Origin of the sequence: Haloplanus sp., assembly GCF_028275055.1 — an archaeon.
Lineage (GTDB): Archaea > Halobacteriota > Halobacteria > Halobacteriales > Haloferacaceae > Haloplanus.
Genome location: NZ_JAQCNJ010000006.1, coordinates 1 through 20663, shown reverse-complemented (window position 1 = coordinate 20663; position 20663 = coordinate 1). Strand labels below are relative to the sequence as shown.

The 20663-nt window shown below is 65.2% G+C and carries 18 protein-coding genes, 1 tRNA gene, 1 rRNA gene and 1 pseudogene; 9 read left to right on the top strand and 12 right to left on the bottom strand.

Annotated features, from left to right (window positions below; genetic code table 11):
- Positions 1-10 precede the first annotated feature (10 nt).
- From Q0925_RS00465 to Q0925_RS00455, 3 genes are all read right to left on the bottom strand, one after another.
- Positions 11-397 (bottom strand): hypothetical protein, encoded by a 387-nt coding sequence (locus Q0925_RS00465; RefSeq protein ID WP_299330654.1) that lies wholly within the window; start codon positions 395-397, stop codon positions 11-13.
- Between the two features lie 69 nt (positions 398-466).
- On the bottom strand, positions 467-1966 hold the full coding sequence (tgtA, locus tag Q0925_RS00460; RefSeq protein ID WP_299330652.1) for a tRNA guanosine(15) transglycosylase TgtA: 1500 nt from the start codon (positions 1964-1966) through the stop codon (positions 467-469).
- A 48-nt stretch (positions 1967-2014) separates the two neighbouring features.
- Positions 2015-2818, bottom strand: a complete 804-nt coding sequence (locus Q0925_RS00455; RefSeq protein WP_299330649.1) for a CPBP family intramembrane glutamic endopeptidase — start codon at positions 2816-2818, stop codon at positions 2015-2017.
- Between the two features lie 79 nt (positions 2819-2897).
- Between Q0925_RS00455 and msrA the strand changes: the two genes are divergently transcribed.
- A complete protein-coding gene (gene msrA / locus Q0925_RS00450; protein ID WP_299330646.1) occupies positions 2898-3458 on the top strand; it encodes a peptide-methionine (S)-S-oxide reductase MsrA in 561 nt (186 codons plus the stop codon).
- 338 nt (positions 3459-3796) lie between these two features.
- On the opposite strand, the gene Q0925_RS00445 is transcribed toward msrA, so the two are convergent.
- Both Q0925_RS00445 and Q0925_RS00440 read right to left on the bottom strand, forming a co-directional pair.
- A complete protein-coding gene (locus Q0925_RS00445) occupies positions 3797-4801 on the bottom strand; it encodes an NOG1 family protein (protein WP_299330645.1) in 1005 nt (334 codons plus the stop codon).
- Between the two features lie 54 nt (positions 4802-4855).
- Entirely contained in the window at positions 4856-5344 is a 489-nt protein-coding gene (locus tag Q0925_RS00440; protein ID WP_299330643.1) for a DUF367 family protein, read from the bottom strand.
- An 80-nt stretch (positions 5345-5424) separates the two neighbouring features.
- Between Q0925_RS00440 and Q0925_RS00435 the strand changes: the two genes are divergently transcribed.
- Entirely contained in the window at positions 5425-5775 is a 351-nt protein-coding gene (locus Q0925_RS00435; RefSeq protein ID WP_299330640.1) for a nuclear transport factor 2 family protein, read from the top strand.
- Here Q0925_RS00435 and Q0925_RS00430 read toward each other — a convergent pair.
- The 3 genes and pseudogenes from Q0925_RS00430 to serS form a co-directional block, all read right to left on the bottom strand.
- Positions 5772-6062, bottom strand: coding sequence for an amphi-Trp domain-containing protein (locus Q0925_RS00430; RefSeq protein WP_299330637.1), 291 nt, complete (start codon positions 6060-6062; stop codon positions 5772-5774). The genes Q0925_RS00435 and Q0925_RS00430 overlap by 4 nt on opposite strands.
- Before the next feature lie 26 nt (positions 6063-6088).
- Positions 6089-6727: pseudogene (locus tag Q0925_RS00425) on the bottom strand (IS6 family transposase).
- A 98-nt stretch (positions 6728-6825) separates the two neighbouring features.
- On the bottom strand, positions 6826-8211 hold the full coding sequence (serS, locus tag Q0925_RS00420; protein ID WP_299330633.1) for a serine--tRNA ligase: 1386 nt from the start codon (positions 8209-8211) through the stop codon (positions 6826-6828).
- A gap of 99 nt (positions 8212-8310) precedes the next feature.
- Here serS and Q0925_RS00415 point away from each other — a divergent pair, with 99 nt between their 5' ends.
- The 4 genes from Q0925_RS00415 (at position 8311) to Q0925_RS00400 (ending at position 13147) form a co-directional block, all read left to right on the top strand.
- Complete coding sequence (locus Q0925_RS00415; RefSeq protein WP_299330630.1) at positions 8311-9210, top strand: MBL fold metallo-hydrolase; 900 nt, start codon at positions 8311-8313, stop codon at positions 9208-9210.
- Positions 9211-9331: 121 nt separating this feature from the next.
- Positions 9332-11200, top strand: coding sequence for a cation:proton antiporter (locus Q0925_RS00410; protein WP_299330627.1), 1869 nt, complete (start codon positions 9332-9334; stop codon positions 11198-11200).
- A 66-nt stretch (positions 11201-11266) separates the two neighbouring features.
- The gene (locus Q0925_RS00405; protein WP_299330624.1) at positions 11267-12640 is read left to right on the top strand and encodes an ATP-binding protein; all 1374 of its coding nucleotides are present in this window, start codon (positions 11267-11269) and stop codon (positions 12638-12640) included.
- Between the two features lie 39 nt (positions 12641-12679).
- Positions 12680-13147, top strand: a complete 468-nt coding sequence (locus Q0925_RS00400) for a dCTP deaminase (protein ID WP_299330622.1) — start codon at positions 12680-12682, stop codon at positions 13145-13147.
- Between the two features lie 210 nt (positions 13148-13357).
- Here Q0925_RS00400 and Q0925_RS00395 read toward each other — a convergent pair whose 3' ends face one another.
- The gene (locus tag Q0925_RS00395) at positions 13358-14848 is read right to left on the bottom strand and encodes a methyl-accepting chemotaxis protein (RefSeq protein WP_299330620.1); all 1491 of its coding nucleotides are present in this window, start codon (positions 14846-14848) and stop codon (positions 13358-13360) included.
- Positions 14849-14941: 93 nt separating this feature from the next.
- Complete coding sequence (locus tag Q0925_RS00390; protein ID WP_299330861.1) at positions 14942-15946, bottom strand: alcohol dehydrogenase catalytic domain-containing protein; 1005 nt, start codon at positions 15944-15946, stop codon at positions 14942-14944.
- Between the two features lie 252 nt (positions 15947-16198).
- Here Q0925_RS00390 and Q0925_RS00385 point away from each other — a divergent pair, with 252 nt between their 5' ends.
- From Q0925_RS00385 to Q0925_RS00375, 3 genes are all read left to right on the top strand, one after another.
- Positions 16199-16504, top strand: coding sequence for a hypothetical protein (locus Q0925_RS00385; protein WP_299330618.1), 306 nt, complete (start codon positions 16199-16201; stop codon positions 16502-16504).
- Between the two features lie 375 nt (positions 16505-16879).
- On the top strand, positions 16880-18709 hold the full coding sequence (locus tag Q0925_RS00380; protein ID WP_299330617.1) for a phosphatase PAP2 family protein: 1830 nt from the start codon (positions 16880-16882) through the stop codon (positions 18707-18709).
- Between the two features lie 297 nt (positions 18710-19006).
- Positions 19007-19600: a GNAT family N-acetyltransferase gene (locus tag Q0925_RS00375; protein ID WP_299330615.1), complete on the top strand. Its 594-nt coding sequence runs from the start codon at positions 19007-19009 to the stop codon at positions 19598-19600.
- A 534-nt stretch (positions 19601-20134) separates the two neighbouring features.
- Here Q0925_RS00375 and Q0925_RS00370 read toward each other — a convergent pair.
- Positions 20135-20210, bottom strand: a tRNA-Cys gene (locus Q0925_RS00370).
- Positions 20211-20354: 144 nt separating this feature from the next.
- A 5S ribosomal RNA gene (rrf, locus tag Q0925_RS00365) occupies positions 20355-20476 on the bottom strand.
- Positions 20477-20663 lie beyond the last annotated feature (187 nt).

The following is a 20663-nucleotide window of genomic DNA, read 5'->3' as shown; positions in this document are numbered from 1 at the left end:
GGGGCCGGACTCAGCCGTATATCGCGCCGCTCGCGTCGCGGGTCACCGGCAACGCGTCCTCGTACAAGCATTCGAGAAACTCGTACTGCGTCCTGGTCGCCGCGGCCTCGTCGGCGGCGGTTCGGAGTTCCGTGACGAGTTCGCCGAGGGCCACGCGGCGGGCCACGGGATTTGCCTCGCCGTCGGCGGTCGTTCGGGCCGCCATGGCCGCTTGGCGGGCGTGGTGTCGGGCGGGCCCGATCGGGAGCGACCCGGCGAGGTCGTCGATCCGGTCGGCGATGGCCCGGAGTTCCTCGGCGGTGTCGGCCGAAAGCGGGTCGTCACGTGTCACCCCGTCTGTCGACGGCGCGTCGTGGTCTCGATCCGTCGGGTCGCCTGAGCGCGATCGGTTGGACATCTGTCACTGGCACATACGGTCTGCGTGTATATGAATGATGTGTGGGTGCGCAGACCCTCGGACGAACGGTCAGTCTCGGTCGACGCCGCCGGTATGCCGCCGGCCGAGGCATTCGACGGTCACCGACTCGGGGATCGGTGTGAGCGCCGACGCCGGCCAGTCGTCGTGGACGAGCGTCACGCTCGTCTCGGGGTTCGCGGCGACGAGGCGTACGACCCCGCGGGCGGCGGCCACCTGTGCGGCCGGATCGATCCGGTCGGGGAGTTCGGCGGTGAAGGGGTAGGTTTCCGACAGGGCCCGAGGGACGGGACCAAAGGGCGGCAGGACGCGCCACGCGGCGTCGAAGCGGTCGTCCGAGGGCGAGTTACCTTCGGTCAACAGGAGGCAGTCGGGCGCGTCGAGACGGGTGAGGCGGCCGTGGTGGCGGACCACCTCGGGCCGGCGGGCGCTTTCGGTCGAACAATAAAAGAAGGTGCCCTTGGAGGCCGGGTCGTGGCGCTCGATCCGTTCGGCGTGGTCCAGAAGCGTCCGGTAGCCGTCGAGCATCGCGGGGTGGGCACGGGCGCGCGATTCGACGAGTTCCAGCAGAGTCCCCTCGCGGATCGCCGTTTTGATCCGGCGGATCTCCGCAAAGGAGACGTGGAGGTTGTGTTCGGCCAGCAGACGATCCCGCTCACCGTTCTCCGCCGCGCGGAGCTCCTCGGGGGTGTGAGACGTACAGATCGGACACGAACAGGGGAAGTAGTCGATGTCGGCGAGGTGTTTCGTCCCGCGAACGGTGAGATAACGCCCGTCGCGGGCGTAGATGGCGTAGGCCGCGGAATCGAAGAGGTCACACCCCATCGCGACCGCGAGCGCGAACATCATCGGGTGGCCCGCACCGAAGAGGTGGACGGGGGCGTCCGCGCCGAGTCCCCGTTTCGCGGCCGCGACAACGTCGACCACGTCGGCGTAGCGGTAGTCGTTCATCAGCGGAACGACCGCGCCGACGGGAAACACGTCGAGGTCGGTGGCGTCGGCGTGACGGGCGGCCGCCTCCCGCAGGTCGAGGTGTGTCGACCCCTGAATCGGCGCGTTGAGAAGCATCTCGCCGGTGTCGACCGCCTCGGCGTCGGCGAGGGCCCGTTCGGTCGTTTCAAGATCGGCCTCGGCGGTCTCGCGGGTGGCGTCGGGCGGCGTCGGCACGTCGACCGGCGTCGCCACGTCGGAGCCGATGGCGCGCTGAAAGTCGAGTATCTCGCGGGTCGTCACGTCGATTTCGCCGTACTCGGAAAGCTGGAAGGAGCCGGAATCGGTGACGATAACACCCGAGAACTCGAGCATCTCGTGGAGTCCCTCATCGAGTGCCCGCTCGCGGAGGTCCTCGGTCCCGCGGATAATGTATGCGTTGGTGATGAGGGCGTCGGCACCGAACTCGGCTTCGAGGCGGGCGGGCGACACCGTCCGGAGATTGGGGTTGATGACGGGGAGGAGTGCCGGCGTCTCGACGGTTCGACCGGCGTGGGGGACGGTCAACTCCCCAATCCGGCCGAGTGCGTCACCGCGCCGGAGCTCGAAGCGTTCGCGCATACCCCGGTTTCCCCGGGCGTGGCGGTAAGCGTTCCGCTCCCGGCCGGATCAGCCCGGGAGCGCCGCCGTCACCACGACGACGACGGACGCCCCCTGTTCGGGAAGTCCACCGCTCTCGGACAGCCGAATCGCCAAATAAGCGAAGGCAAACAGCGTCGCGTTGTACGCCCCATGAACCAGCGACGGCACGACGAGGTTGTCGGTCAGTTCGTAGACGCCGCCGAAGACGAGTGCGGGGAAAAAGAGAACCCCCACCGTCACGAGTCGGCCGCCCGCCCCACCGGTCAGCGCGACGTAGTGGATTGCCGCAAAAAGGGCACTCGCGAGAACGACACCGGGAACGGCGGCGAACGTTTCACGGAGGCGGCCCTGAACGATACCACGGAAGAGGAGTTCCTCGCCTGGGCCGATGAGCAGTATCGAGGCGGGGATGAGCCAGAGCAGAACCGTCGGATCGGTGCTGGCGAACTCCGAGACCTGGTTCTCGCCGGCCGGCGCGCCGGTCACGGAAACAACGATCGACCCGACAACGGCGGCCACGAGCGCCGCCGCGTACCCGCCGACGACGATCAGGACCTCACGGATCGACGGGAGACGGACGCCGAGGCTCCGGAGCGACCGGTCGCGCAGACGGAGGTAGCTCAGGGCGACACCGCCGAAGGCGACGCCTTGGACGGACACGAGCGAGATAACCAGAAATGTCACCGGCGACGGCTCCACACCACGGGCCGTCAGTCCGAGCGAAAGCGCCACCACGAGCGCAACACCGACGCCAAGGCCGACACCGGAGACCAGAAGCACGATGACGACCGCCCGCAACCGGTCGGTCACCGTGTCATCAAGCGAGGGCATACCATTATCTGGGACGGCAGGGTCGAAAAGCTTCCTGCCGGGCACGGAGTACATACGGGGCCGGCCCCTACATGGGCGTATGACCGACGACAATGACCACGCGGTGGCGACGCTTGCAGGCGGGTGTTTCTGGTGTCTGGAAGCGCCCTTCGAGGAACTGGCAGGGGTCGACGAGGTGACCTCGGGCTACTGTGGCGGGCACGTCGAGAACCCCAGTTACGAGGCGGTGTGTTCGGGTCGGACCGGCCACGCCGAGGCGGTGCAGGTCGAGTACGACCCCGACGTGGTGGGTTATGAGACCCTGTTGGAGGTGTTTTTCACCCTTCACAATCCGACCACCGAGGACCGACAAGGGCCGGACGTGGGGTCACAGTACCGCTCGGCCGTTTTCTACCACGACGACGAGCAACGGGCGACCGTCGAGGCCGTTGTCGACCGCCTCGCCGACGACTACGATGACCCGATCGTCACCGAAATCGAGCCCTTGGAGACGTTCTACGAGGCCGACCCGTACCACCAGAACTACTACGCGAACAACCCACAGCAGGCGTACTGTCAGGTGCAGATCCGCCCCAAGATGCGGAAGGTGCGCGAGAAGTTCGCCGACCGGACGGGGTCGGAAGCGACGGTCGAGGACTGATTCCGCGGGCGTCGGTGCCGGGAACGCGGGCGGCGCTCCGTCGAACGGGCGGGGTGGGCGGGACACGGTCCCGTGTGACTCGTCCGGGTGGCGGTGTCGGCGGGCAGGTTGGAGTCGCCCCGTCACACTCTCGATGGCGAGGGGTCGACGCTCTCACACCGCTTCCCGTCGGGCGACTCGGCCGTGTCTCCGGTGGCCTCGTTGTCGTGGACACATAGCCGTGCGTCGAGGCGGGGGTGTGCGACGGTCGCCGGCCGGCGGGTACGGGTCGACACGGAGGAAAACGGTGCGACGGATCCGGAGGTGACCGCGAGCGTCGGTGGCACCGACGCCACGGCCTAGCGCGAGGGAAGGTCCGGCTCCCAGTCGACGGCGTCGACGGCCAGATCGAGAACGGTCTCAACGCGTTCCCCGTCGGTGACGCTCATGTAGGCGTCGGCATCCACATCGTCGGAACGGTCGCTCTTGTTACAGACGGTGATGACCGGGGCGTCGAACCGATCGACGACCGAATCACGAAGGTCGAGTTGGGCGTCGGTGGGGTAGCCACACGCCCCGCTGGCGTCGACGACAAAGAGGACGGCATCGGCCAGATGTCCGAGGGCACTCACCGCTTGACTCTCGATGTCGTTTCGCTCGTCGGCCGGGCGGTCGAGCAGGCCCGGCGTGTCGATGATCTGGTAGCGGACGTGGTCGCGTTCGAGGTGGCCGATCTGGATGCCCCGAGTCGTAAACGGGTAGCGCGCGATCTCGTTGTCGGCGCGTGTGACCGCGTTCACGAACGACGACTTGCCGACGTTGGGGTAGCCGGCGACGACGATGGCCGGTTCGTCCGGGCGGATGTCCGGCAGGTCACGGAGCGCGTTCCGTGCCTCGCCGATCCGCAGAAGGTCGGTCTCGACCTCCTCAACAACGTCCGCCATCCGTGCGAACGCCTGCTTGCGGTGCTTTCGCGCCGTCTCCAGGTCGGCGTTGCGGAGTTTGCCGTTGTACTCCCGCTGGATGGCCTCGACCTGTCGGCCAGCCCACGTCACCTCGGAGAGACTGGCCCGGAGGGCGTCGACGCCCACCTGTTCGGTCCCGTCGTCGCCGGCACGGGAAGGCATCGAGCCGCGCAACACGGCGTCGGCGAGTTCGCGGTAGAAGGGGTCGACGACGCCGAAATCCGGCCACTCCGTCACCACGTTCTCCAGATTGTCCGAGAGGATGTTGCCCGCCGTCTGGAGCATCGACTGCTGGGCCTCCAGTCCCGACTTCGCGCGACCGGAGCGGGCGGCCCGCGAGAAGGCCTTGTCGATGAGTTCCTCCGACCGAGGCGTGGTCGGCAGGGCTTCGAAAATCATTGTCGTGTTTTCAACTCCCGCGGATAAAAGACCGTCCTTCCGGCGCTCGCCGCGTTATCGGTCCAAATACTCCTGTTGAACCGCGACGACCGCCTCGGAGTCCGCGCAGTCGGCGTACCGCCGGAGCGGTTCGTCGTTGAGTTCGAGAAACGTCTCGCCCCACGTGAACTTCGAGAGGATACGCTCGGCGTGGGGACGATGACCGAGAACGACCAGGCCGGCGGCGAGAGCCTCAACGGTCGTCAGACGGAACGGCCTGCCGAAGTTGATCGGGTTTCCGGCGACCAGATAGGGGAGCGCCCGGTGGTCGCCGGGGAGGGAAAACCGGGCTTCGTCCGCCGACTCCCACGAGCAGTCGAGCGCCACGAGCGTTTCCGTCACATCGGCCGGGGAGAGTGCCCGTTCGGCGTGTGGATTGAGAACGACCCCATGCGGTGTCGCGCGGTCCGAACGGTGGAGGTCGGCGAGGTCGAACCGCGCGAGTTTGCGGGCGGTACACTTCTCGGGGTCGTCGTCGCCCGCGTAGCGAACGTGCAGGTCCACGCCGGAGGCAGGCGGTCGACGGACAAAAGCGGACCGGGGCGACGGCAACGATTTTCCCCCGCCGTCCCCCACCGGAGGGTATGGACGACGACGCCGGCGGGGACGCGACGGCAGCGGGGACGGTTCGGGCGTTCTACGCCGCCATCGACGCCGGGGAGTACGACCGCCTCCGGAGCCTCCTCGACCCGGAGTTCGTCCACCGGCGGCCGGACCGCACCCTCGACGGCCGGGACCGGTTCGTCCGGTTCATGCGCGAGGAGCGACCCCGAACGGACACCGAACACGTCCTCGACTCGGTGTGTGCCGGGGAGCGAGAGACGTTCGCCCGGGGTCGCCTTCGGGCGGTCGACGGCGACGAGTTGTTCGGCTTCGTCGACGTCCACCGGGTCGAGGGCGACCGGGTCGCGTCGCTCACGACGTACACCGACTAGCCGAGCGACGGGGGCGACTCGTCGCCCGCCGTCGACAGTTCGACCTCGATCTCCAGTTCCGAATCGTGGCCGCCGGTGAATTCGAACTCGAGTTCGACTGGCTCCCTGTAAGTGAAGGGAAGGTCCCAGTCGTCGCCGGAGACCGTCACGTCCCCGTCCCCGGACTGGAGCTGTTCGCCCAGTTCGGCGAGGAACTCACCGGCCTCGGCGGCACTCACTTCGTACTCCTGCTCAAAGTAGTCGTTCGTAACTGTGCCGGTCGGGTCGTCGGTTGGAACGTCTGCCATCACGTCGACAGCAGCAGCCGGTCATATTAAGTTTGGCGTGAATTGTGGTAGACGGCGAAGGCTTCGAGCCAGTTTTGAGCTGTCTCTAGCGCGACATTGCTGAAACTATTCGCAAACGATAATGTTCATCGTTTTATTTCCCAAAAGACACGTTCGATGGCATTCCGATTTCCATGTCGAATGATTTGAAATCGATAGCCATCTTCAGCGAGAACTGATCCGAGATAGTCTGCGTCATCGACGAGAAATTCCACGTCATTGAGTTGATAGCGGCGGTGTAGCTCGGTGAGAAACCATCGCGTGGTCTGTTTATTTGCGGTCGGATAGAGGCTCACGTGAAGGATCTCGTTCGTCTGTGGATCAACCGCGCCGTACAGCCAGAACTTCTGGCCATGGAGGCGGATCATCTTTTCGTCAACCGCAAGTTGATCCTCGGAGACGGTCGAGATCGGCTGTAGATCGGCTTTATGAACCCAGTTATGAATAGCGACGTGACTCCGATTGATCCCAAAGCTTTCGAGAAATTTACTTACCTCACGTAGTGACATACCGGCCAAATGACCGCGGATCCCTACTTCAATCGCCCATCGCGGCGTTCGATCTCGCTCCACAAACGACAAGTCGATCCACGCGATACGTTCGCTGAGGCGTTCGATTTCGGCCATAGACACTCTGAAGTCGAGCGCCTCATTCTCTAACTTAACGCGACCTAGCAGCCCGCACATATAGTTACGATTGGCCTACCGGCGTCGACCGCGGCACCTCACTCCCTGTCGCCCGCGCCCACCGCACTCTCGCCGACCTTCTCGTGGCCCTCGATGACCTCCCTCCCGTCCATGTACGGCCGGAGAACCTCAGGGACGGTGACGGTGCCGTCCTCGTTCTGGTAGTATTCGAGGATGGCGACCATCACACGTCCGACGGCGGTGCCGGAGGCGTTGAGCGTGTGGAGATACTCCGCCGATTCGTGGCGCTCGGGGCGGTAACGAAGCCCCGCGCGCCGGGCTTGGAAGTCCTCGAAGTTCGAGGCGCTGGAAACCTCGAGCCACCGCCCGCCACGGTCCGGGCCGTCGTCGGCGTCGGTGCCGGGGGCCCACACCTCGATGTCGTAGGTCTTTGCGGAGGCGAAGGTGAGGTCGCCCGTACAGAGCGTCAGAACGCGGTACGGGAGTTCGAGCCGCCGAAGCACCGCCTCGGCCTCGTCGACGAGGGCTTCGAGTCGGTCGTAACTGTTCTCGGGTTCGACGAAGTTGACGAGTTCGACCTTGTTGAACTGGTGGACGCGAACGATACCCCGCGTCTCCGTGCCGTGTTCGCCCGCCTCGCGCCGGAAGTTCGGGGTGTAGGCTTGGTGTTTGAGCGGGAGGTCGTCCCGGAGGAGGATATCGTCGGCGTACATGTTGGTGACGGGCACCTCCGCGGTGGGACACAGCCAGAGGTCGTCGTCGTCGTAGGCCTCCGTCTCGCCGCCGCCGATCCGGTAGGCGTCATCGGCGAACTTCGGGAGTTGGCCGGTCCCTTCCATCGACGTGGACTTGACCGGGACCGGGGGAAAGAGGTCGACATAGCCCTGTTCGCGGTGAACGTCCATCATGAACTGGATGAGCGCGTGTTCGAGACGCGCGCCGTCACCTTTCAGAAAGTAGAAGCCCGCCCCCGTCGTTTTCGCGCCGCGGGCCTCGTCGATCACGTCGAGTTTCTCGCCGAGGTCGTAGTGGGGCGTGACGGTCTCGGGCAGGTCTCGCAGGTCGTCGAAGCCGTGGCGGCGGTCCTCGACGTTGTCGCTCTCGTCGTCACCGACCGGCACGTCCTCGTGGGGGACGTTCGGGAGTTCCAGCAGACCGGCCTTCAGATCGGCTTCGAGGTCATCGGCCTCGGATTCGACCGTCTCCAGACGCGTTTTGAGTTCCGACGACCGCTCGATGGCCTCCTGGGCCGCCGCCTCCTCTCCCTCGGCTTTGAGGCGGCCGATCCGGTCGCTGACCTCGTTTCGCTCGTGTCTCAGGTCGTCACCCTCGCTTTTGAGCGACCGCCACTCCTCGTCGACCTCCAGCAGTCGGTCGAGATCCACGTCGTCGGCCATCCCCCGGTTCTCGAGGGTTCGCCGAACGGTGTCGGGGTTCTCGCGGAGATACTGCCTGCTGAGCATTTGCCGGGGATTCTCGCGGCCGAGACAAAACCGTGTCGGGACCGACCGGCCGGGGTGGGGCGTCAGAACGCTTTTTACCGCCGCCGTCGGGATTCGACCATGGCTATCGGCGACCTCACCGCCGTCCCCGACTGTACCGACCTCTACTACGTCGACACGGGCGCGTACGACGTGCCCGGCTACGGATCGGTCTACATCCTCGACGCCGAGCGACCGGCGGTCGTCGACACCGGCCTCGGGACGAACGTCGACCGCGTGATCGACGCCCTCGACGAGGTGGGCGTCGACGCCCTCGACCTCGTGTTGACGACGCACATCCACCTCGACCACGCGGGCGGGGCGGGCTATCTGTTGGCGGAGTACCCCGACGCGACGGTTCGAACCCACGAGACCGGCGTCTCCCACCTGGTCGACCCCGATCGGCTGGTCGCCGGGACGAAGGCGGCCGTCGGCGACCAGTGGGGGTACTACGTCGACCCGAAACCGATCCCCGAAGACCGGATCGAGGCGATCGAGGGCGGGGACGTGATCGACCTCGGCGACCGCGTTCTCGACGTGGTGCACGCCCCCGGCCACGCCCCACATCAGGTGTGCTTCCACGACCGCGGCGACGACGTGCTCTTTTCGGGGGATGCCGCGGGTATCCGGCCGCCGGGTGCGGAACGATTACAGCCCACGTCACCGCCGGCGAACTTCGATTTGGAAACCTGTCTCGACGACGCCGCGGCCATCGCCGACCGTAACCCCGACAGGATCTGTTTCGGGCACTTCGGCGACGCACCGTTCACGCCGGGACTGATGACGGAGTACGACGAGGTCCTCTCCGAGTGGGTCGACCGCGTCCGCACGAAGCGGTCGGAACTCGGCGACGACGAGGCCGTTATCGACCATTTCGTCGAGACGACGGAACCGGTCGACCCGTGGGGGGGACGGAAGGCACGGGCGGAACGCCGTCTCAACGTGCGTGGCGTTCTCGGCTATTTCGACGGTCAAGGGTGAGCGCTCGTCTCCCACACCGGGTGGCTCGGGGGTCGGTCTGTTTTTTTCACTGATATTTGGGGCGAAAGGGCGGGTTTTATCGGCGTCGCTCGTGTCGTCGTGGACGCATGGAGGCGTACCGATGACAGCCGGCGGGGGGAATCTGATCACGCTGGTCGCCGCCCTCATCGGGGTTGGCGTCGTGGCACAGCTCCTCTCCGATCGGTTTCAGGTTCCGAGCGTCGTGTTTCTGTTGGCGTCGGGGGTGATCCTCGGCCCGGAGGTGTTGGGCGTCGTCGGGCCCGACTCCTTCGGGAACGCGTTGTCGGCCATCGTTGGCTTGTCGGTCGCGGTCATCGTTTTCGAGGGGGCGTTCCACCTCCGTATCGGCCGGCTTCGGGAGGCACCGGCGGCGGCGTTCAAGTTGGTGACTCTCGGGGCGGCCATCGCGCTCGTCGGAACGGCGGTCGTCGTCCACTACGCACTCGGCGTGGGGTGGCTGGTTTCGGCGCTGGTCGGGGCGTTGCTGGTCGCCACCGGCCCGACCGTCATCGCGCCCATTCTCGAGGTGGTGCCGGTGCGGAGCCGGGTGGGCACCGCACTCGAAACGGAGGGGATCGTCAACGATGTGACGGCGGCCATCCTCGCGGTGGTCATCTTCGAGGCGATCATCGCGGAGGTTCGCGAACCCGCCGCGTTGTTCGCCCTGTTTGCACAGCGACTCGGGAGCGGAATCGTCGTCGGGTTGGCCGTTGCCGCCGTCGTCTTCTACGCGCTCCGCTATGTCGACCTCTCGCCCGGAAACGCGCCACAGAACGCCCGTCTCCTCGTTCTCGGCGGGGCGTTGGTGGCCTACGGCGGGGCCGAGGCCATCGCCACGGAGGCCGGCATCGCCGCCGCCGCCACCGCGGGCGTCATCCTCGGCAACACCGACGTGCCATACGAGGAGGAGGTCACCGATTTCAAAGGCGACGTGACGTTGATCGTTCTCTCCTTTGTGTTCATCACGCTCGCAGCGCTGCTACAGTTCGAGTATCTCCTCGGGTTGGGCGTCGGTGGGTTGATCGTCGCCGCCGCCGTCGCGTTGGTGATCCGACCGGTGCTCGTGTTCGTCAGCACGGCCGGTGACCGCTTCACTCGCGGCGAGCAACTGTTTATGAGCTTCGTCGGCCCGCGTGGCATTATTCCCGCCTCGGTCGCGACGCTCTTTGCTGTCGAGTTCCGTGCCGAGGGGATGCCGGCGGCGGCGAACGTTCTCGTCGGAACGGTCTTTCTCGTCATCTTTCTCACCGTCGCGTTGGAAGCCGGGTTCGCCAGACGGATTGCCGAATTTCTCGACGTGATACCAATGCGTGTGATCATCATCGGAGCCGGGAGCGTGGGCCAGACCCTCGCCGCCCGGCTCGAAGGCCGTGGAGAGAACGTCGTCCTCGTCGAGGAGGATGTGAACACCGTCGAAACGGCTCGTAACGAAGGGTTGACCGTCCACCACGGCGACGGCACCGACACCGAGGTGTTGCGCTCGGCGGGGGCGGAGAACGCCAAAATCGTTGCCGCGACCACCGGCGACGACGACGTGAACCTGCTGGTCGCCCAGTTGGCGGAGTCGAAGTTCGGACCCGAAACCACGCTCGCACGGGTAAACAACCCCGGCAACGTCGACGCATTCGAGGACCTCGGGGTGCGGGCCATCTCCGCCGTCGACGCCACCGCGATGGCCTTCGACGACTACATCGAGCGGCCGTCGCTCGTCAACTGGATGGACGACATCGGGGAGCGAGGCGATGTCCAGGAAGTCGAGGTCACCGCCGAGAAACTCGTCGGCAGGAGCCTCTCCGAGATCGGGCCACAGCTTCCACCGCGTTGTCTGATCGCGCTGGTGGCCCGAAACGGGGAGACGTTCGTCCCGGACGGGGAACAGACGATCGAGCTGGGCGACCGGGTCACGCTCATCGGCGACGACGAGGCGGTCCGGGAGGCGCTGACGTTCGTCAACCCCGACGGGGCGTAGCCCGAGCCACCGCGGGCGTCGTCCGATCCGACGATGTTAAACGGCTACCGCGAGAACAATTGAAGGATGAACGACCCGGCTCTCGAAGTCGTGGAGTTTCTGCTGACGGCCCACGTCTATACCGACGACCGGAGCCTCGACGAGAACGATCTCCCGCCTCGGTACAGGCGGGTGTTCTGGACCGACGAAGGTGAAGACGACGGGGAACGGGACGGCGACGTCCCGGCCGGCGGAATCGAGCGACCACTGGTGGTCACCAACGAAACCGCACGACAAGCGACCGGTATCGACCGACCGTGGGAGGCGGTGTCGGACCTCCTGTTCACCGAAAAGGAGGACTTTTCTGGCCGCATCTCGCTGACGGAACCGTCGATGGCGGCCGACTGGATCGTCGACCGGATCGACCGGGATCGGATCGCCACCAACCCGACGCTCGCGTCGGTCCTTTCCGGCCACGACGGGGTCGATGTGACCGCCGCCGAAGCCCGGGAGCAGACCCGACCGATCCACGCCGACCGGGTGTGGATCGATAGCCTTCTCGACGCGTACTTCGACGAGGAGGAGGACGCGGAGATGCTCGATCTCGTGCAGGTTCGGGCTCCCGAGGAGATCGAGATGACACTCGATGATCTCGTTCTCACGGACGATCAGGAAGGGGAGATTCAAAAGATCGTCAAGGCGATCGAACACCGCGACTACCTCGCTGAGATCGGCCTGCGCGAGATCGGCAAACTCCTCTTCGTTGGCCCGCCGGGAACGGGGAAGACGACCGCCTCGCGGGCGCTGGCACACGGACTCGGCCAGCCGTTCGTTGAGGTGAAGTTGTCGATGATCACCAGCCAGTACCTCGGTGAGACGGCCAAAAACGTCGAAAAGACCTTCGAGGTGGCAAAGCGCCTCTCGCCGTGTATCCTTTTTATCGACGAGTTCGATTCGGTCGCGAAAACGCGGCGCTCCGACGAACACGCCGCGCTAAAACGGGCGGTCAACACCCTGCTCAAAAGCATCGACGACATCAGCCTCATTCGGGACGAGGTGTTGTTGATCGGCGCGACCAACCACCCCGACCAACTCGACGCCGCGGCGTGGCGGCGCTTCGACGAGATCGTCAACTTCCCCAAGCCCGACGTACAGATGCGGGCCGATATCCTTGAGGTGATCACCCGCCGCATGGACATCGCCGAGTTCGATCCGGGAGCGGTGGCCGAGCAGACGGAGGGCCTCACCGGGAGCGACCTTCGGATGGTGCTGCGGGAGGCGGTACTTGAAGCGCTCACCGAGGAACGGACGGTGCTCACACAGGAGGATATCCTCGACGCCGTCGCCGACTTCGAGGAACGAGACAACCTGAAGAACATGGATATGATCGATGGCGACGCCGATACCCTTGTGGCCGGTGACGGCGGCCATGCCGACCACAATCACGATCACGATCACTAGTCGGTGGGACTTTTGAGCCGGCACGTCGTACAGTCACACATGACGGGGCAGGGAGACAAAGACGAGATCGATCACGAGGGCGTGGCGGCCGCCGTCGACGGACTTCTACACACCGACACGCAGGTCCACGACGACGGTGTCGACCTCACGGCGCGGCAGGTATACGTCGTCGACGACCCCGGGCGGGTCGACTTCGGCGGCAGCGAACTCGCCCCAGCGACGACCACTCCCCACGGAACCCGTCGCCGGAATCCCGGAGAAGACCACGGGTGGTGGCACCTCGACGCCGGTCAGTATCTGATCGAGTACAACGAGTCGTTGTCCGGCGACGAGGAGGTTCTTCTCCAAGCCCGCAGAGCGGTCTTAGAACGGGGCGCAAGCCATCCGACGCGGGTGGTCGCCTCGCTTCCCCGGATGCCCCTCTCGGTTGGTGGGGATGGTGTCCGACTCAAGGAGAACGCGCGGGTCTCGACGCTCCGCGCCGACACCACCCGGTTGAAACGGTAGAGCGGGTCGAGGCGGTCGGGGACTGACCGGGCGACGAGACGACCAGAAACGGGGCGGACGGAACACGACGCGCCGGCCCCGGCCTCCGGCCCACCTCGTCACCCGTGCCACGACCGGGCCCGCGAGCGAGGCTCCGGAGTCCCACGCCGGGCCATGGGCAACGGCGGGCTATGGAGGACCGCCACCGCGTTGTTTCGGTGGCGGTGGGTGTTATCGCAGGTCGCTCGGGGACCGGTGACCGTCGCCGCGCAGGCGACCGACACGCTGTGCGATCTCTGCCACCTTCTCGGTCTGGCGTTGGGTCAACCGGACGACCTGCGTGACCTCCTCGGCGACGCGTTCCGAGCGGTCGCGTGCCTCGTCGACCATGGCGGCGATTTCCTCGGCGCTCGCCGCCTGTTCGTCGGTCGCTTCCGACACCTCTTGGATGCCCGCGACGGCCTCACCGACCGCGTCGACGATGTCGTCGAGTTTCTCCATGCTCGCCTCCACCTCGGCGACACCGTCGTCGATCCGGCGTTCGGTCGTCCGGAGGCTATCGGCCGTCCCCTCGGTCCGGTCTTGAACATCGACGATCATGGATTCGATCTCGCCGGCCTGGTCTTGAGCCTCCTGTGCGAGGGTTTTGACCTCGTCGGCGACGACGGCGAATCCGTCGCTGTCGCGGTCGGCGCGGGCGGCCTCGATGTTGGCGTTCAACGCCAGCAGGTTCGTCTGGTCCGCGATGTCGTTGATCACGTCGACCACCTCGTCGATTTCGTCGACGGTGTCGTTGAGTTCGTCCACGTCCTCGCGGACATCGCGGCTCGACGTCCGAACCGCCGACATCGCGTCACGGGCCTCGCGGTTCGTCTCGCTTCCCTCCTCGGCGTGGTCGCGGGCTTGACGGCTGGTGTCGGCGACCGAATCGGCGGTCGAGGCGACCTCCTCAACGGTCGCGCTGAGCGTCGACACCTCGCTCGCGACCGCCTCGCTTCGCTCGGCCTGTTCCGTGGCGATGTCTTCCATTCGGGTGGCGCTGTCGGCGACCTCCTGGGTGATCTCCCGGAGTTCCCGGGTCTGTTCGTCCACGTCGGCCACGAGTCCGTCGAGTGTCTCTCCCATCCCGTTCAACGAGTCGACGACCGCACACAGTTCCTCGTCGATCGACCCGCCTGCGTCGAAGTCGGCGCGAGCGGCGAGGTCACCGTCCTGAATCGCATGCATCGTCGAGGTGACCTCAGCGACGAGGTCCTCGATCCGTTGTCGCCGGCGCACCTCCTCCGTCCGGTCTGTCACCAGTTCGACCACACCGACGAGGTTGCCGTCGTCGAAAAGCGGCGACGCGCTGAACGTAATGTGACGGGTGTCGCCGCGGGTGTCGGTGAACGTGCTCCGGTCTCGGTACTCGGGGAACTCGCCGTTGTCGACCCGCCTGACATCGAATCGCTCGTGGGCGTCCTGCGGGGCTTCGAGCACCTTGTCGGCCAGCGTCTTGGCCCGACGGCCGTCCTGATACCACGCCTCACCGACCGAGTCCGCCGCCTGCGCGTCGGCGCGTGTGCTCCCGGTCAACTCCTCCATCCCGTGGTTCCAGACCACCACCTCGTGGTCGGCGTCGAGAATGAAGATTGGCGCACCGATGCGACCGACGATCCGTTCAAAGGTCAGCGGAAACTCGGCTGCAGGGGGCTCGGAACCGGCAGGTGGTGTCGTGGACATCGCTATCGGCTACTATAATCGAACTCGCGGGTATATACCTAGTGGGCCGGGTATCTCGATTGATATTCCGAGAGCTACACCGACCCGGCCGAGTCAGATGTCGAGTACCGCTCGGAACCGGGCGTCGTTGTTCATCATCCGGTCGTAGGCCGTGCCGACATCCGAGAGACCGAACGTCTCGACGACGGGGGTGATCTCCCGCAGCGAACTGAACTCAAGGGTGTCCTGGGAGTCACGAGCGTGGCCGGACCCCCACCCTGACACCGCGCCACAGGTGCCGATCAGATGCTGAACGTCCGTGGGGACGGGGTCGCCTGGCAGCCCAACGACGACGGCCTCGCCGTTCGTACCGAGGCCGCCGATCACCGACTCGACGGCGTTGGCCGACGGCGCAGTCGAAAGAACGACCTTTGCGCCACCGAGGTCCTGGAGTGCCTCGGCGGGGTCGGTCTCGCTCGCGTCGACGAAGTGGTCCGCACCGAGGTCGGCGGCCATCTCCCGCTTGTCCGGGCTCCGTGAGACGGCGACGGTTTCGAACCCCGCGGCGTGGGCGTACTGGACGCCGAGGTGACCCAGCCCACCGACGCCGACGACGGCCACCAGATCCCCGGGGCGGGCGTCGCTGTTCCGGAGGGCGTTGTAGGTGGTGACGCCGGCACACAGGAGCGGTGCGGCGTCGACGGCATCCAGATCGTCTGGGACAGCGGCCACCGCCTCCGATGGGACCGTCGCGTACTCGGCGTAGCCACCGTCGAAGCTCAACCCCGTGATCTCGGCGTTCTCACACTGGAGAAAGTCGCCACGGCGGCACGGGTCGCAGGTGAAACAGTGGCCGCCGTGCCAGCCCGCACCGACGCGATCCCCCTCGCTCCAAGCGGTCACGTCGGCGCCGGCGGCATCGACCCGACCCACCACCTCGTGCCCCGGGATCCGTGGGTACGTCACACCGGGAAAGGTGCCCTCAACCACGAACGCGTCGCTGTGGCAGATCCCACAGGCGTCGACCGCGACCCGGACCTCGGTCGGATCCGGATCCGCGACCTCGCGTTCGACGACCTCGAAGTCGGCCCCCGCCTCCGGAACGACAGCCGCCTGCATCGTCTCTGTCATGGACGACCAGACGTGGCGGCGCGATAAAAACGCGGGGGTCCGTGAACGGTACCACCCCTCCCTGCGGGACGAGGACACTCTCCGAGGACGGCCTCGGACACCGTCTCTTCGGCGTGTACGTGGACACGCACAGCGGGTCCGTCTAAACCGGAAACAGCGGTCCCGAGGGATCTGTCTCCAGTGCCGAACTACGTGGCGCTGACGGATAGTCTTATCTGGGTTACGGGCGAATATGTCTCCATGAGTAGATCGGTTCCATCGGGATGGCTGAAGACCGGACGTCGCGAGTACGAGAGCCGCACCGTCGAGGTGGAGGTGAAGTTCCAACCGACCGCCGATCAGGACGGGATGTTCGAGGTGTGGGTCGTCGATGAGGAGGCAGAGGAGTCGACGGCGGTCGACAACGTCCAGCCGTCCGAAGCCGACGCCCGCGAACTGGCCAAGGATGTGATGAGTTCGTTCACCGAGGCGTACGACGACGTTGGCGAAGGGGACGAAGCCGTGGACCGAGCCATCGAACTGGCGGTCGAGGCGAACAGTACCTGAACGGCCGGAGCCCGCTCGGTCGCGGGTCGTGAGGCCACGCGACCGGATCCCGGACGCCGACCCTTTGTGGCGGGACAGGCCACACCAGTGAGGGCGACCGCGGCCCCACGAGAACGTCTGGGGGCCGGGAGTTACCCCACGCCGACGGCGTACGCCGACCGGCACAGAGCCGTGTTCTCGGACGTATCGACCCCGTCTGACCTACGGACGACATCGACTCCTTCGTGGGCCGTCCGCTGCCGGGCCCCGATGGCTCGCAGGTCGTCGAGCGCGGGCGGGGGAGCGCGTGGTGGAGCCACGTCACGGGTTCCGTGTCGGGGTCAGAAGATAGTTTTAATTGATAGTATCGAGTACGAAACCACGGGGCGTACGTGTATGGTTCACAACCCACAAATCGGTATCGAGGAGCGCGAGGTGTTAGTTGAGTCGGAGCGTGGCCGGGAGTCGGTCGAACAGTTCGTGGACGGGCTACAAACCTATCAAAACCGTAGCACCGAACGCCAGGATACCATCGTCACGATCGACAGGTGCGACTACAGGCCGTACCTGTTCACGAAGGGAATGCCACTGGACGACGACGGCGATGACGACACACGGTCCGAGGGCGTCGTGGACCCTGATCAAAAGGTCGAGCACTATCTCAATGCGGTCAGGGAAGCGGCCGACCCGAGCGTGGCCACGATGTTCGAACGGGGCGGAAAGAACGACCCGGACGTCGACGGGCGATTGTTTATCGGCGTGCCTGGCGTGCATTCGGTCAGTCTCGCCGGAATGGAGGCCTGGCGGGGTGTGATGCCGATGGCACCGGACCCGACGGGACCACACACCGCCGCCGAGATGATCGACCTCTATGCCATGGAGCAACTCCGGGACGTGCCGTTCGTGGAGTGGAAAAACGAACCGGGACCCGATGACTGTGACACGACGACCACCAGTGACCGGTTCGACGACGTGTACGATCCACTGACGACCGATCTCGACAGGATCGGTGACGCCGACATAGATGAAGACTGGTGGTACGGCACGGACCGCCTGTTCGTGGAGGGTGGCGTTGGCGCGGCCGACTGGTGGGGGCCGTACGTCTCCCAGTTCCTGTTACACGATGTGGATCTATGGTCGCTGCCGACCAAGCAGCGCTATCTGCGGTATCAGGAGATCGATTACAACAAATCCCGGGAAAGGTGGCTGGACGTTCTTGAAGGAATCGCCCCGACAGACGACGACGGGAGCCTGATCTCGGCGGAACTGAATCCGAACCCTCCATCCGAGACGGAGGGTGGGCGCGGCTATCTCGAGACCCCACGACACTTGGCGACGATCGTCAACGCCGAACCGCCGTATCAGGAGTATCTGATCGCCGCGCTGTACCTGCTGGGCAGAGACTGGGTCGATTACGACGATGGACTCGCGTACGTTACCCGTGAGGAGGGACCGGTGTTCAACTACACCGACAACGGTCCGGTCGGACTGCTGGACCTGATCGCCCGGGCAGGCCGGGAGGCACTGCTGGCGGCATTTTATCAGAAATATTATGCTCACTTCCGGTGTCGGCCCGAAACCTACGCCGGTCGGATTCACGCACAGGAGTTCAACGACGACTCGCCGGGCAGGGATAGGTTCAATGTCGACGCCTTGGTAGCGGACGCGGAGATCCTCGATCGCCAGCGCCGACTCCGGGCGGGCGGCGACGGGGACCCCGGGTTCCTGTCCACGGTGTATCAAGAAGGGTCGCCGGTTCACCCGGCGTATCCCAGCGGTCACTCGGTGATCGCCGGTGCCTGCGGCACCATCCTAAAAACGTGGTTCGAGAACGCCGACTGGAACGATGAGGCCGACTACTATCTACCGGTCGATCGGGGCGAGGGTGAGCACCCCCCGACGATGAACGACGTTCCCGACGGGCACCGCGGTGTTCATCAGGAAATCGACAAGCTGATCTCGAACGTCGGGCTCGCGCGGATGTTCGCCGGCGTCCACTACTACAGCGACCATTACGAAGGGGTGAAACTCGGCGAACAGGTGGCGGTTGGCCTGCTGATGGACGTGTTCGGCCGCGCGTTCGACGGGCGAGAAACGATTGCCCCGACATTCACCCGGTATCTGGAGTACGGTGCTGATGCCGAGATGGCGATTACCGAGTACACACGGACGCTTAGAAAACTCCGGTACGAAGCCGATCAGGACACCCCCAGGCACCCTTCGTGATCCGAGCGACAGGCCAGTTTTAATCCGATAGCGCCTGCATGTGGGCTCCAGCCCATGGTCGGGGACTTTCACAAATGTGTCACCGCTTGCTGACGGTGGTTCGGTGACACGGCGTGACCGGTGCACGCCCTGCGTTCAGCAGAGCCTGTGTGAACTGCCGAACTACCGTCAGAAGCGCTGTGTGAGACACGAAGTACCACGCTGAGAGAGCCGTGACCGGTCACAGACAGGATGAAAAGCGGAGCGGTTAACCGCCGGTCAGCCGGGATTTTTGTTGCTCGCTTCCGGTGTTGAACTATGGGCCTTTTTCCTGATCGGATGGAGAGTGACCGGCTCGTCTACGAGCGACTCCATCCCGAAACGACCGACCCGTTGGAGTTGTACCAGCATGTCCATCGCGAGGCACCGGATATCGACACGATAACGCGGTACGTCCCGTGGGATCCACACGAGTCACCGAAGGAGACGGCCGAATTCATCCGGGACTGCGGCGAAGCGTTTGCGGCCGGAGAGGACGCCCACTACGCCGTCCGGCCGACCGAGGGCGACCGCGAGGGGGAACTGGCCGGTATGGCGGCATTGCACCCCGACTGGGAGTGCCGGTTGGCGAAGCTCGGGACGTGGTTCCGTAAACCCTTCTGGGGGCGGGGCTACTCCGGCGAGCGAGCCGCCCGCTTTCTCGAACTCGCCTTCAACCGATTGGAGTTCGAGGTGGTTGCGGTCACCTGCGACCCGGAGAACGAGCCCTCACAACGTGCCATCGAGTCATACATCGACCGGTTCGGCGGTCGTCGGGAGGGGCGGATTCGCAACGATATCGTCATTGGCGAGGAACCCCGTGATTCGCTTCGGTACAGCATCGCCCGCGACGAGTGGGAACGGAACCGCTGATGACACCCCTTTCGGGGGCCCCAGAATAACACGCGACCCACGCGTGAGGAGTCCGACAGTCGCACTGCTCTCGATGCGGTGGGTCGGCCCGGGACCGGACGGACTCCCTCGTCTTCGATGGTCACGACCGACCTCGGTGCTGTTGCGCCGACCGCGGCTCCACACGACATCTGCTGAGGCCGAAGCGTCGACTCACCCCGGAGGCCGGCAGTGTCGGTCAATCCGTTGAGTGAGACGATCATGTTCATCCACCTGAGTCCCACCTCGCCGGCCCAGAGGAGCCACGGACACACAGGAGGCCTTCTTTGTCTTATTGGATACTGAGAACTCACCTGTCGGTTGAGAGTCCCCTCCACACCGATTGGCGTATGGAACGATGAGCAGGAATCGGAGGAGTGAGATCCGTATTCCCGCCACCTTGATGTTTTCATCGGATGATAAAGGACCACCGTACATACTGATTGGAATGAAACGTGTACCGCGTATACTGATCGGTGCTTTACTCTTCGGCGCTGGATTTCTAGGCGGTCAGAAAGCCAAGGGCCGGATTTGAACCGGCGATGGGCGGCTCTGCAGGCCGCTGCGTTAGGCCGGACTCTGCCACCTTGGCGCGTTCAATACTACGGTGCCCGTCGCTTAAGCATAGCGGTCGCCGTTGAAGCCGATGATGCGGTACGCAGGCCGTTGACGGGCGTTCGGGTACGGAAACACCCCGGCGAGCCTACGGCTCGCCGAGGCAAATCAAGTATGAGTGGTGAGGCGGCGAATCAGGACTCCCAGAGGGTCGCCCACTCCAGTACTGCCCGATACGCAGGCGGGCTTAACGTCCGTGTTCGGGATGGGTACGGGTGTCTCCCCGCCGCTCTGGCCGCCTTCATGCCGACCGGCGGAATCGAACCGCCGACCATCCATTGTCGGTTGCCTGTCGACCGTATCTACGTGCGATCCAGCTAGCGCCTGGACCCGACAATCAAATCGGGTCACAGTGCGACATCTGATGAATGTGGCTTGGACTGTTAGTGCTCGCGGGCTCAACGTCTCGTTGCCTCGACGCGTACACCCC

Coding starts and splice junctions, on each gene's coding strand:
- Q0925_RS00465 (WP_299330654.1), bottom strand. CDS start 397: ATGTCCAACCGATCGCGCTCAGGCGACCCGACGGATCGAGACCACGAC.
- tgtA (WP_299330652.1), bottom strand. CDS start 1,966: ATGCGCGAACGCTTCGAGCTCCGGCGCGGTGACGCACTCGGCCGGATT.
- Q0925_RS00455 (WP_299330649.1), bottom strand. CDS start 2,818: ATGCCCTCGCTTGATGACACGGTGACCGACCGGTTGCGGGCGGTCGTC.
- msrA (WP_299330646.1), top strand. CDS start 2,898: ATGACCGACGACAATGACCACGCGGTGGCGACGCTTGCAGGCGGGTGT.
- Q0925_RS00445 (WP_299330645.1), bottom strand. CDS start 4,801: ATGATTTTCGAAGCCCTGCCGACCACGCCTCGGTCGGAGGAACTCATC.
- Q0925_RS00435 (WP_299330640.1), top strand. CDS start 5,425: ATGGACGACGACGCCGGCGGGGACGCGACGGCAGCGGGGACGGTTCGG.
- Q0925_RS00430 (WP_299330637.1), bottom strand. CDS start 6,062: ATGGCAGACGTTCCAACCGACGACCCGACCGGCACAGTTACGAACGAC.
- serS (WP_299330633.1), bottom strand. CDS start 8,211: ATGCTCAGCAGGCAGTATCTCCGCGAGAACCCCGACACCGTTCGGCGA.
- Q0925_RS00415 (WP_299330630.1), top strand. CDS start 8,311: ATGGCTATCGGCGACCTCACCGCCGTCCCCGACTGTACCGACCTCTAC.
- Q0925_RS00410 (WP_299330627.1), top strand. CDS start 9,332: ATGACAGCCGGCGGGGGGAATCTGATCACGCTGGTCGCCGCCCTCATC.
- Q0925_RS00405 (WP_299330624.1), top strand. CDS start 11,267: ATGAACGACCCGGCTCTCGAAGTCGTGGAGTTTCTGCTGACGGCCCAC.
- Q0925_RS00400 (WP_299330622.1), top strand. CDS start 12,680: ATGACGGGGCAGGGAGACAAAGACGAGATCGATCACGAGGGCGTGGCG.
- Q0925_RS00395 (WP_299330620.1), bottom strand. CDS start 14,848: ATGTCCACGACACCACCTGCCGGTTCCGAGCCCCCTGCAGCCGAGTTT.
- Q0925_RS00390 (WP_299330861.1), bottom strand. CDS start 15,946: ATGCAGGCGGCTGTCGTTCCGGAGGCGGGGGCCGACTTCGAGGTCGTC.
- Q0925_RS00385 (WP_299330618.1), top strand. CDS start 16,199: ATGAGTAGATCGGTTCCATCGGGATGGCTGAAGACCGGACGTCGCGAG.
- Q0925_RS00380 (WP_299330617.1), top strand. CDS start 16,880: ATGGTTCACAACCCACAAATCGGTATCGAGGAGCGCGAGGTGTTAGTT.
- Q0925_RS00375 (WP_299330615.1), top strand. CDS start 19,007: ATGGGCCTTTTTCCTGATCGGATGGAGAGTGACCGGCTCGTCTACGAG.